The organism is Ochrobactrum sp. PL_is501 (genome assembly GCF_055816895.1).
Genome location: NZ_JBVPGR010000038.1, coordinates 84,585 through 96,704, shown reverse-complemented (window position 1 = coordinate 96,704; position 12,120 = coordinate 84,585). Strand labels below are relative to the sequence as shown.

General features: G+C 57.2%; 11 protein-coding genes. 4 read left to right on the top strand and 7 right to left on the bottom strand.

What is annotated here, in order from left to right; all coding sequences use genetic code 11:
* The first annotated feature begins 23 nt into the window (after positions 1-23).
* Genes AC0TOF_RS17715 through AC0TOF_RS17700 form a run of 4 tightly spaced genes read left to right on the top strand, consistent with a single transcriptional unit; the run spans position 24 to position 4,822 of the window.
* Entirely contained in the window at positions 24-1,184 is a 1,161-nt protein-coding gene (locus AC0TOF_RS17715) for an acyl-CoA dehydrogenase family protein (RefSeq protein ID WP_473769206.1), read from the top strand.
* Positions 1,181-3,238, top strand: a complete 2,058-nt coding sequence (locus tag AC0TOF_RS17710; RefSeq protein WP_473769478.1) for an acetate--CoA ligase family protein — start codon at positions 1,181-1,183, stop codon at positions 3,236-3,238. The genes AC0TOF_RS17715 and AC0TOF_RS17710 overlap by 4 nt, the downstream gene beginning before the upstream one ends.
* Positions 3,238-4,026, top strand: a complete 789-nt coding sequence (locus AC0TOF_RS17705) for an enoyl-CoA hydratase-related protein (protein WP_473769205.1) — start codon at positions 3,238-3,240, stop codon at positions 4,024-4,026. The genes AC0TOF_RS17710 and AC0TOF_RS17705 overlap by 1 nt, the downstream gene beginning before the upstream one ends.
* Before the next feature lies 1 nt (position 4,027).
* Positions 4,028-4,822 carry a carnitinyl-CoA dehydratase gene (locus tag AC0TOF_RS17700; protein WP_473769204.1) on the top strand — a complete coding sequence of 265 codons (795 nt, stop codon included), beginning with the start codon at positions 4,028-4,030 and terminating at the stop codon, positions 4,820-4,822.
* A 124-nt stretch (positions 4,823-4,946) separates the two neighbouring features.
* Here the strand turns inward: AC0TOF_RS17700 and AC0TOF_RS17695 are convergent, their stop codons facing one another.
* The 7 genes from AC0TOF_RS17695 to galE form a co-directional block, all read right to left on the bottom strand.
* Entirely contained in the window at positions 4,947-5,516 is a 570-nt protein-coding gene (locus tag AC0TOF_RS17695) for a DUF995 domain-containing protein (protein WP_473769203.1), read from the bottom strand.
* Positions 5,517-5,612: 96 nt separating this feature from the next.
* Positions 5,613-6,161, bottom strand: a complete 549-nt coding sequence (locus AC0TOF_RS17690) for a DUF995 domain-containing protein (protein WP_473769477.1) — start codon at positions 6,159-6,161, stop codon at positions 5,613-5,615.
* Positions 6,162-6,281: 120 nt separating this feature from the next.
* Positions 6,282-7,223 carry a glycoside hydrolase family 26 protein gene (locus tag AC0TOF_RS17685; protein ID WP_473769202.1) on the bottom strand — a complete coding sequence of 314 codons (942 nt, stop codon included), beginning with the start codon at positions 7,221-7,223 and terminating at the stop codon, positions 6,282-6,284.
* A 13-nt stretch (positions 7,224-7,236) separates the two neighbouring features.
* Positions 7,237-7,743 (bottom strand): DUF995 domain-containing protein, encoded by a 507-nt coding sequence (locus AC0TOF_RS17680; protein ID WP_473769476.1) that lies wholly within the window; start codon positions 7,741-7,743, stop codon positions 7,237-7,239.
* A 34-nt stretch (positions 7,744-7,777) separates the two neighbouring features.
* Entirely contained in the window at positions 7,778-9,205 is a 1,428-nt protein-coding gene (locus AC0TOF_RS17675; RefSeq protein WP_473769201.1) for a UDP-glucose dehydrogenase family protein, read from the bottom strand.
* 13 nt (positions 9,206-9,218) lie between these two features.
* Complete coding sequence (locus AC0TOF_RS17670; protein ID WP_473769475.1) at positions 9,219-11,018, bottom strand: glycosyltransferase family 2 protein; 1,800 nt, start codon at positions 11,016-11,018, stop codon at positions 9,219-9,221.
* Between the two features lie 44 nt (positions 11,019-11,062).
* Positions 11,063-12,049, bottom strand: coding sequence for a UDP-glucose 4-epimerase GalE (gene galE / locus AC0TOF_RS17665; RefSeq protein WP_473769200.1), 987 nt, complete (start codon positions 12,047-12,049; stop codon positions 11,063-11,065).
* Between the last annotated feature and the right edge of the window lie 71 nt (positions 12,050-12,120).

Here is a 12,120-nt window from a genome sequence, read left to right as displayed (position 1 = left end):
GCAAAGCGACTGGGAGGAACGCTATGCATTTCGGACTGACTGAAGAACAGGAAATGATCGTCTCGACAGTTCGAAGCTTTGTCGAGAACGAGATTTATCCGCATGAAACGACCGTCGAGCGGCTTGGTTACGTGCCGGTGGAAATCGGCGACGAAATCAAGCGGAAGACCATCGAACTTGGTTTCTATGCCAGCAATTTCCCGGAAACGGCGGGTGGCCCCGGACTTTCCCATCTTGAGTTCGCGCTGGTGGAACGCGAGCTGGGGCGCGGGTCGATGGCGCTCACTCATTTTTTCGGACGCCCGCAAAATATCCTGATGGCCTGCAAGGGTGAGCAGATCGAGCGCTACCTCCTGCCAGCGGTGCGCGGCGAAAGGATGGATGCACTTGCCATGACCGAGCCCGACGCCGGCTCCGACATTCGCGGTATGAAAGCCAGTGCGCGTCGCGACGGTGGCGATTGGGTGCTGAACGGCACCAAGCACTTCATTTCCGGCGCCGAGCACGCCGACTTCGTCATTGTCTTCATGGCGACAGGCGAGGAACAGTCCTCCGCCGGAACGAAGAAGAAAATCACGACCTTTCTGGTGGATCGTGGAACACCGGGCTTCACCATCCGCGAGGGTTACAAATCCGTCAGCCATCGCGGCTACAAGAACATGATCCTTGAATTCGACGACTGCCGTCTTCCCGATGCGCAGGTTCTCGGAGAGGTCGATGGCGGCTTTGCGGTCATGAATGAGTGGCTTTACGCGACCCGCATAACAGTTGCGACGATGGCGGTGGGGCGCGCGCGCCGCGTGTTCGACTTGATGGTCGACTACGCCGCCCAGCGCAAGCAATTTGGCCAGCCTATCGGCCGCTTTCAGGGCGTCGGCTTCCAGCTTGCCGACTCCGTCACCGAAATCGACGCAGCCGACTGGCTGACGCTGGCAGCGGCCTGGCGTCTCGATCAGGGATTGCCGGCAAACCGCGAGATCGCCTCGGCGAAAGTCTACGCCTCCGAAATGCTGGCTCGCGTCACTGATCGGGCTATCCAGGTGCATGGAGGCATGGGCCTGATGGACGACCTCCCGCTGGAACGCTTCTGGCGTGATGCCCGTGTCGAGCGGATATGGGACGGCACAAGCGAGATCCAGCGCCATATCATCGCCCGCGACCTCCTTCGCCCACTCGGAGCCTGATCGTGAGCAAACAGAACCTGTCTCGTGTCTTGCGTCCCCGTTCCATCGCCATCTTTGGCGGAGGATGGTCTACGGCTGTCCTCAGGCAATGCCGTAAAATGGGCTTTGAGGGAGAACTCTGGCCTGTCCACCCCACCCGCGATACTATCGACGATATTCCCTGCTATCGATCTGTCGCCGACCTTCCCGGCGCACCGGATGTAAGTTTCATCGGCGTCAACCGCGACGGAACAATCGATATTGTTCGCCAGCTCTCAGCGCGGGGAAGTGGCGGCGCAGTGTGCTTTGCCTCTGGCTTCAGCGAAGTATCCGACGGCGCCGAACGCAATCAGGCCCTGCTGGCCTCAGCAGGCGAAATGCCGATCCTCGGCCCCAACTGCTACGGCTTCATCAACTACCTTGATGGAGCGCTGCTCTGGCCTGACCAGCATGGCGGCAAGAGGGTGGAAAGCGGCGCCGCCATCGTCGTTCAATCGTCAAACATAGCTATCAATCTTACGATGCAGCGCCGAGGTCTTCCCATTGCCTATGTGCTGACAGCCGGAAATCAGGCACAGACCGGTCTTTCCGAATTGGCGGAAGCCGCGCTCGAAGACCCGCGGGTTACTGTTCTCGGTTTGCATATAGAAGGCTTCGACAATATTTCACGGTTGGAACGTGTCTTCGCCAGAGCGCGTGAGATGAAAAAGCCCGTTGTTGCCATCAAGGTCGGAACTTCCGTCGCTGCACAGGCGATGACCCTTTCACACACGGCATCGCTAGCTGGAGCCGACACGCTTGCCGACGCTTTCTTTGCGCGGTGTGGCGTCGTCCGTGTTGGAACGCTCGACGAATTTATCGAAACGCTGAAGCTTCTGCATGTGCTTGGCCCCTCACCGGACAACAGTCTCGGCTCTATGAGCTGTTCCGGCGGCGAAGCCTCACTCGTCGGCGATCTCGCAAACGCCGCGGGTCTCGATCTCAGACCGCTGGCGCCGCACGAGGCAAACAGGCTTCGCGCCACCCTGCCCGAGATGGTTACCATCTCGAACCCCCTCGACTATCACACCTTTACATGGGGAAACGGGCCGTCGCTGACTGAGACCTATCGCGCCATGCTCGATGGCAATTTCGGTCTGACCATACTGGTGCTCGACTTCCCCCGTGGGGACCGCTGTGTTGATAATGGTTGCGAAACATCGCTCGAAGCCGCGATAGCGGCGCACAAAGCTGGAGGCGGTCGCTTTGCGCTGGTTGCCAGTTTGCCGGAGAACATGACGGAAGCCCATGCCGAACGTCTGATAGCAGCAGGAATAGCCCCGATGATGGGGCTTGCAACTGCGCTTGCGGCAGCAGCCAATGCTGCCTGGATTGGCGAAATCTGGTCGAAACCGCAATCTCCAATGCTGGCTGACCAAGCGCCAGCGTCGCCATCTGCAGCCACCGCAATGGACGAGTGGTCATCGAAATCCGCCTTGCGCGAAATCGGCCTGATAACCCCAACAGGCGGCGTAGTATCGACTATCGACGATGCTGTCGCCCTTGCCGAAAAGCTGGGTTACCCCGTCGTTCTCAAGGGTGTTGGTGAGAACTTGCTCCACAAAACGGAAATGGCGGCGGTGTGCCTCAATTTGGCGAATGCCGAAGCAGTACGCGCTGCCGCTCTTTCGCTTACTGCTTTGAAATGCGATTTTCTGGTCGAGAAAATGGTTCAGGGCGGTGTAGCTGAACTGATTATCGGCATCGCGCGCGACCCGCAATTCGGGCTTTATCTGACCATTGGCGCGGGCGGCGTGATGGTTGAGCTTTGGAACGATACACGTTCGCTGCTCTTACCTGCGAGCCGCGATGAAATCCGCGAGGCGCTTCTTTCCCTGCGCTCCGCCCCCCTCCTGACCGGCTTTCGCGGCAGGCCAAAAGCCAATATCGAAGCCGCTGTCGAGGCCACATGGCAGATTGGCAACTATGCGCTCGAACAGGCAGGGAAACTTGAGGAGCTCGACATCAACCCACTCATCGTCACAGCGGATGATGCAATCGCCGTCGATGCCCTGATACGCAACAGGAGAGCTTGATGACTGACGAGGTGAAGGCCGTTCGCAACGGTCAGATATTGGAGATCACGCTCGACCGGCCAAAGGCCAATGCCATCGACCAGCCAACCAGCCGAAAGCTCGGCGATGTCTTCGCCATGTTTCGAGACGACCCGGATCTGCGCGTTGCTATTTTTACCGGTGGGGGCGAGAAGTTTTTTTCCGCCGGCTGGGATCTGAACGAAGCGGCTTCGACCGGCGGAGATGGGTATATCGCCGACTATGGTCAGGGTGGAATCTATGGCTTTTCCGAATTGCCCGGATTGGAGAAGCCTGTCATCTGCGCGATCAACGGTTATGCCATCGGCGCGGGTTTCGAAATTCTCCTGACTGCCGATTTCGTCATTGCCGCCGACCACGCGCAATTCTGGCTGCCGGAAACTTCGCTCGGGGTTTTGCCGGATATCGGCTCATTCGTTCTACCCAAACTCCTGCCCAAGGTTATAGCGAACGAAGTTCTTTATGGAGGGCGGCGTTTCAGCGCGCAGGATTGCCTCCGCTGGGGTCTGGTCAATGACGTGGTGCCGCAGGCGGAGCTGATGAGCGCTGCCCGTGCGCTCGCTGCCCGTATCCTGCGCTCCGCACCGCTTTCTGTTGCCGCAGCCAAACAGACAGCGCGTATGGCCGAACATATGAGCCTGACCGAAAGCTACGCCGCCATGCGGGCTGGTAATTTCCCACTGTTCAAATCGCTGATCGAAAGCGAAGACGCGCTGGAAGGACCGCGCGCAGCGGTCGAAAAGCGCGATCCCGTATGGAAAGGCAGATGAAATGAGCACATTTGCCGAAGGCGCCATAACAACCCGCCGGGACGGTGCTATTCTGGAAGTTACTCTGGATCGGCCCAAGGCCAACGCCATCGATCTGCCGACATCGCGCGTGATGGGTCAAATTTTTGCAGCCTTCCGCGATGACCCGGAATTACGTGTCGCTATCCTCAAGACCGCTGGCGACCGTTTCTTTTCTGCCGGTTGGGATTTGAAAGCGGCGGCAGAAGGCGCGCCTATCGATGGCGACTACGGAATTGGCGGTTTCGGCGGCATCCAGGAACTGCGAGACCTGAACAAACCTGTCATCGCATGTGTCAGCGGCATGGCCGCAGGCGGCGGCTTCGAACTGGCGCTGTCCTGTGACCTGATCTATGCCTCGGACCATTCGACCTTTTCGCTTCCCGAAATTCGCTCCGGAACCATTGCAGACGCAGCAAGTATCCGGCTTCCGAAACGCATTCCATACCACATAGCCATGGAACTTTTGCTGACCGGCCGCTGGGTCGACGCTCAAGAAGCTCATCGCTGGGGTTTCGTCAATGAAGTCCTGCCTCAGGAGAGGCTCGAGGAACGCGTTTGGGAGATCGCCCGTCTGCTCGCCTCCGGTCCTCCACTCGTTTACGCCGCGATCAAGGAGACTGTTCGGCGCGCAGAAAGCGAGGACTTCCAAACCATGATGAACCTCATCATGCGGCGCAAGCTGGCGACGGTCGACATTCTTTATGGATCGGAGGATAATTTGGAAGGCGCCAGAGCTTTCGCCGAAAAGCGCGATCCTGTCTGGAAGGGAAAATAGCGGCCGTCGTATCAAGGAGCAGACACGCTGCCGGTGGCAGATACCATCCGCCAAACCGGCTTTATATCCTTGGCTGCCGATCAGAAAGTCCGGCAGCTTTTTCTACGTTTAATATGCCCCGCAATTATTGATTGCGGAGTTTCTCCAGCTTCTCCGAAACCAGGTCCTCAGGGACCAGTTTGGTGAATTCATCGCCATCCTGCGGTTCGGAATGCTTGAACACGTACCAGCCGCCGGTCGGTTCTTTCCTCTGGTAGATGGTCTGGCCATCGATCATGTGCTCGAAACACGTCCTGTCGCTGGATGTGCCGTTTGGAGCATGCCAGTCGGCCTCAAGGCACATCCTTCCGGTGTCGGCCACGGTCCAATGTCCCAAGGCCCAGGAAGCACGGGCACCCGACCCTGCCCATCCCTTGAATATCCGATCCTTGTCCTGCATGTAAGCGGCGCCATCGCACCATTTCCAGCTCTTGTCGCGGTAGAGTTCATGAAGTTCCAGTGCCGTCATTGGCCGTGCATTCTCCGGCAAACGCAGGCTGACTCGCGCTTCGCCATTTTCTGGAGCGCTACAGGTTAATTCGTCAGCCACGGCTGAGGACCACGCCATCATCACGCCCACCGACGCGGCCATGATTGTCATGCAGGTCTTTCCGATACGTGATTTAAAATGCGGGAATTCGTTGGTCTTTAACATCGTTTTTCGCCCTCTACGTGAAACTTTTCATCTGTTAAATTAACGACAGGCCAGAGTTCCCGAGCAACGCTCGAGAAGCCCCCGCACTATCGTTCTTTATCGGCCATTAGCCTTCAGCCGCGCCACTTCTGCGCCTACCCGATCACCTTTGACCAGTTTGCGTATTTCATCGTCTTTCCGAACTGGATTGTGCGCAAAGACATACCATTTTCCGCCAAGAGCGGGTTTCTGGTAGATCACGCCATTTTTCTCGCGGTGCAGGAAGCAGGTGACTGCGCCGCTGCTGTCGCCCCGGCTGCTCCAGAGCGCGCGCAAGCAGAGCTTTCCGCCATCGGTCACATACCAATAGCCTGTGGCATGGGTAGTGGCCGCGCCTTCGCCGGACCAAGCGGAGAATTGTTTCTGTTCCCCAGAAAGAAACCAGCCACGGGCTTTCTCACTGGAAAAGAATCCGCCGCCGGTTTTCCATTTCCAGGTGCGGCCGGCATAGAGCTTTTCAAGCGCATGGCCTTTCATCGGTGAGGCTGCGGCCGCCAGTTGGGTGACGGTATTATCCGTCGCCGGCTTTGGCGCTGCACTGGCGTTGCCTGCCAGCGAGAGCGCTAACATCGCAGCGCTCGCAATGATGAAATGCTTCGATAGCATTTTCTTCTTCCTGTTGATCGAGCAGTTCCAGCAAGCTGGCTTGGCGGAACTGCAAGAATGCAAAGAAAAGAGCGGCGGCGTTTTCACAAATAACAAGCCGCTCCGGTTGAATTACCCGGGTCAATCGAGCGGATGGTTTGCGACGCGCCAGTCCGGGCGTCCGACACCACGCGGCCATGGGTAGACTTCACGGTCGTTAAAGTAGATGACGGCCGTCAGGGCCGGAAACTCGGCGTGGGGCTTGTTGGCTTCCGCCGCCCAGTCCCGAACGTAGCTATCACTGCCTTCATAACCGAGCTCGGCAATGGCAACTGGTTTGCCAAAACCTGCCACACGATCATATCCTGGCTTGGTGCGCTCGACGAATGTCGTGTCTCGCCCGACAACCAGCTTGTCATAGGGTTGGTAGCCGAACACCGACAGACCGACGATGTCGAGATATTCGTCACCCGGATAATAGGCTTCTAACTGGGCATCTCCTCGCGGTGACCACATATATTGCGCGTTTGGAAGATGCTTGCGGCAAATGTCGATGACATGCCGGTAGGCCTTCACATAACCTTCCGGTTTCCAGTAGGCCCAGGTGAACTGTCCCTCCTTGTCGTCCATTTCCTGTGCCCAGCGGATGGTGACCGGGCTCTTCAACTTTGCTGCTTCAGAACAGACCGCAGCCATATTGGAATCGTAGCGCCCCGCCAGAATTCCACTCAGGAGGTCCTCCGGGCTGACACGCCAGTCGCGGGCCCATGACCAGGGTTCAATAGTAATCAGCAAGGAGCGCCCGCGTTGACGTGCATATTCGTCTGCCGTCTTAAGTGTCGCAAGATCCACGTCCTCCCAGGGAAGGAACAGGTGCTCGATCTTCGAATTCGGATCATTGGTATAGTCCCCGTGCGGATCATAGGCACCGGGCGTGATTGATCGCTCCGTTATTACAGGGCGCTTGTCATGAAACGGGCGCCCGTCGACGCTGGCACCCGACACGCCGCTGGCAGCAAAGACTGCACCGCAAACAACCGCACTCCCGAGCAATCCCGCGATGACTTTCAAGAGACCTTTCATAGCCCCCTCCCTTCTATTGTTCGGATGTTTGTGTCGAAGAAAGCACAGCCTTCATACCTTCCAGCCGTTCGGACACCAGATCGGACGTCATGAGCTTGCTGGCCTCGTCACCTTCCTGGGGCTTGGAATGCCGGAAGACATACCACCCACCATCGGGTTCTCGTTTTTGATAGACAGTTCCATCATGGACCCTATGCGAGAAACAAACGCTGCCCGGAGCCGCGCCATTTGCCGAATGCCATGTCGCCTTGAGGCACATCTGGCCGGTATGGGTGATAACCCATCGGCCTTCAGCCCACGATTTGCCCTCGTCACTGTCGATCCATGCGCTGAAGTGGCGCCCTGCAACCTTCATCCGGCCTGCACCATTCTCCCACTGCCAGCTCTTGTTTCTATAGAGTTTGAATATCTCGATCGCCGTCATGGCGCGGGCTCCAGCGGGCAACACAACATTCTGCGGCACCTCTGCATAAGCCGGCCCCGCAAGCGTAAATACCGCTGTAACAATAGCCATCATCATTCGAATACCGCTGCGGTTCCGCGAGCGTTCCGATTTAAGGATTGTCAATGGAACCTCCCGCCAGTTCGATGTGAGTACCGTTTGCTCGTTCTGAATGGGTCCGCCTGACCTTTTGCGGTAATGCGATCTTCGCATCGCTAAGATGCCGGACCGGTGTTGGGCGTCCGATTGCCGAAACATGAAAGCCGAGCTCTTCAGCTGCACCGGGTTCGAAAGCATTTCTAAGGTCCACCAGAACCGGCCGGCGCACGAGCTTCTTCAAACGCGACAGATCAAGCCTGCGGATGCTATCCCACTCCGTGATGACGACGATTGCATCGGCATCGCGGGCGCATTCGTAGGCGTCATCACAAAACTCCACATCGGTGAGAATTTTGCTTGCGTTTTCCATCCCCACGGGATCGTACGCTCGAATGCTTGCGCCGAAACGCTGCAATGTTTCAATTAACGGGACCGACGGCGCGTCACGCATATCGTCGGTATCCGGCTTGAAGGTGAGCCCCAGAACAGCAATCGTCCGCCCCTCGATGTCGCCGTCGAGCGCATCCATGACCTTCAAAGCCATGCGGCGCTTGCGCGCTTCATTTGCTGTAACCGTTTCCTGTACGATCCGCACGGCGACACCATAATCCTGAGCCGTGCGCAAAAGCGCCATTGTGTCCTTGGGAAAACAGGAGCCACCATAGCCAGGTCCGGCATTGAGGAAACTCGTTCCGATCCGTTTGTCGAGGCCCATTCCGAGCGCCAGTTCACGAACATTGCTGCCAACCTGTTCACAGAGATCAGCCAGCTCATTGATGAAGGTGATCTTGGTCGCCAGAAACGCGTTGGCGGCGTATTTGATCAATTCCGAAGTGCGGCGCTGCGTTACAACGATGGGAGTATTTTGCGCTTCAAGCGGTGCGCTGTAGAGTTCCATGAGGACCTTGCGGGCGCGCTCGTCCTCGACGCCGATAACGACGCGGTCCGGCTCCAGGAAATCACGGATGGCAACGCCCTCGCGCAGAAATTCGGGATTTGACGCCACCGAGAAAGTGCTTGCGTTGCGGACCGAGCCGATGATTTTCTGCACCTCGTCGCCGGTGCCGACAGGAACGGTGGATTTCGTCACCACAACCGTGTGATTGTCGATCAACGGCGCCAGTTCGCGTGCCGCCATGTAAACGAAGGAAAGATCGGCATCGCCCGAACCGGCCCGCGGCGGCGTACCAACGGCGATAAAGACGACAGTTGCACCCTTTACTGCCTCTGCCAGATTACCAGTGAAGCTCAAACGCCCTTCGGCCACGTTGAATTCAACGAGTTCATCCAGGCCTGGCTCATAGATCGGCAAGATTCCGCTTTTAAGACTATTAATCTTTTGTTGGTTCTTGTCGACGCACACGACTTCGTGGCCCCAGCTTGCAAAACAAGTCCCGCTGACCAATCCGACATAACCGGTTCCAATAACAGCAATCTTCATATGTAATTGTCTCTTACTTGCGATTTGAATTGTCGCCGGCATCGGTGCGCCAGCGTGGGTTGAAAATGCTTTGACGAATGCTGCGCCCCCCGACCCCTGCACCGGCCACAGCAAAGCGATCATCGAAGAGAGAAAAGCTCCGAGTTCCCCATGCAAGCGCCTCAATGCCCTCGCGCCCGCGCTCGACAGATGCAAGGGCCGGCAGCGCGACGAGAGCAACAAGACTTGCTGCGAGAGCTGGGCGATAGATGCGTGTTTTGTAGCGAACCGTGTTCTCGCCTGCATGCTGTACGACGATGACGAATAGGAGCACCGTGTAGATCAGCGCATTAATGATCGCGAAGATGTAGAACCCCCGAGATTCATCGCTGGCGTCGGGTATGAGCAATACCGGCATGATCGAGGTGATCGCGAGGAAGCCATACGGGGCTAGCACACGCAATGGAAGTGGATCCACGTCGGCTGCGCCCTTCGGTGTCACGCGGAAATCTACGAAGGAACCCGTTGCCCAGTCACGCACGGCAGCAAGCGTGCCAGCCAGCGCCCATGGCCAGCGTGCGAACAAAAAAAACGTCATTTCAAGGCTGAGAACCCTCGCATTGTAAGGACGGAAAGTTCCCGAATTGCGCCAGCGGTATGCCAAAAGGATCAATATGATCGCCTGTGGCAGGAAGTGGCTCAAGAAATCGGGATAGGTCACGCCGACGAAATTCTCGCCCATCACCAAGGCCGCTATAGGCAAGATGAACATCAATGCCATGAAGAACGAAAATAGCGGATACCAGAACTGAGAGAACAGGAACTGGAACTTCAGTCGCGGGGGCAAAGTGCGGACGAACCTCGGAGAATATTGCAGCAAGAGCATCATCAGGCTGCGAGACCATTGGAACTCCTGGGTCACAAGATCAGCAAAGGTGCGCGGCCCGTCACCGTGAGCGATGGCGTCGAGAGCATGCGCTCCACGCCACCCATAAGAATTCATCATGAGCGTGGTGGAATGATCTTCCGCCAGTTCCGGCCCAAGACCGCCAATCTCACGCAAGGCAATGGTGCGGACGGCATAATGCGATCCTATGCAAAGCGGTGCGAGACCGTTGTTGTAACCCGCCTGTAACGAACCATGCATGCTGGCTTCTGCATAAAGGCGCCCTCGCGCCGACCAGCTCTCCGCAGCATTGCGATCGCAGATGCTGGGGGCCGAAACATATCCAATTGCGGGATCCGCAAATGGGCGCAGCATCTGGAACAGATAACCCGGTTCAGGAACGTGATCGGCGTCGAGCTGCACCACGAAATCATAAAGTTCATAACCGTAATGATCGTAGAAGAAGGCCAGATTGCCTTCCTTGCAGCGCGTACGACGCGGCCAGGTTTGTCGATGATAATCGGTGCGTCCCTTGCGGGTAGAAATGAAAACCCCGTTCGCCCTGCACCAGGCAATCGTTTCGGGAGACGGATCCTCATCGGCCAACCATGTGTCGTGCGGCACGTCTTGCGCCAGCATGGCATGCAAGGTCTCTGCTACCACAGGAAATGGCTCTGACGGAGCTTTCGTTACGACCATTGCGATCCGGCTGCCTTTCGGCAGGCTCAGCGGCCCGTTCGGACGGGTCGCGCGGAAGAAGAGCACGATGAAATAGATTGGCAACAGCGTCACCCACATCAGGATCGCCGTAACCACAACGGTGCCGCCAAGCTGAATATGGTTGGCAGGTTCCAACCACCAACTCCAGAAGTACAGCAGCGCCGCCATCCAAAGTCCCGCGCCGAACAGGTATTCAGCCCGCTGCCAGCCGGTAAAAATCGGCACCATCAACGGCACTGTGTGGACAGCGCCGTCGTCTTTCCTGAAAGTTCTCAAGAGAGTACCTCCAGACCGAAGAAGGGAGCAGCTGTGCGAATGATCGTGTCGAGATCGGAGTGAATCGTCTTGAAACCAAGCTTCTCCGCAGCAAGCGACGGATCAGCATAGAGGACGGGCGGATCGCCCGCACGCCGCGCGCGCATTGCAACCGGCACTTCGCGGCCGGTCACCCTGCTGATGGCATCAAGGATTTCCTTGATGGAGGTGCCCCGCCCGCTGCCGAGATTGACTGCAAGGCTGCCACGATTGTTGATCAGATGTTCAACAGCGAGCACATGCGCACGTGCCAGATCGGTGACATGAATATAGTCGCGAATGCAGGTGCCATCCGCTGTATCGTAATCGTCGCCATAGACTTCCAGAACATCAATACATCCGACCGCCGCCATCATGGCACGCGGAATCAGATGTGTTTCCGGATCGTGCGCCTCGCCCAGTTCGCCTTCTACGTCTGCGCCGGAGGCGTTGAAATAGCGCAAGGCAACATAATGCATTCCGTAAGCGGCCGCATAATCGGCCAGCATTTCCTCAGCGATCAGCTTTGTCCGCCCATAAGGATTGATGGGACGCTGCACTTCGCCTTCGCATATCGGTAATTGATCTGGAATCCCGTAGGTCGCACAGCTGGAAGAGAAAATCACATTGCGTCCGCCGGTTCTGCGACATGCCTCCAGCAAAGACTGCGTCCCGCTGACATTGTTTTGATAATATTTAGCGGGGTTTTCGACAGACTCACCGACATAGGCGGACGCGGCGAAGTGAATGACGGCAGCGGGATCGTGTTCTTCGATCGTGTCGATCAGCAAACGTGTGTCGAGGATGTCGCCCTCGACAAAGTCTCCCCAGCGGATGGATGCCAGATGTCCCGTCGAGAGATTATCATAAACAACAGGCTCGTAACCCTGCCTGGCAAGAAGCTTGACCGTATGGCTGCCGATAAAGCCTGCCCCACCGGCAACCAACACCGTTTTCTTAGTCATCGCTGTCTTTTCCTGGAACGCATAGAAGTATCTGCGCACGCTAATGCGCAGTGTTCATCAGTTTCACATTT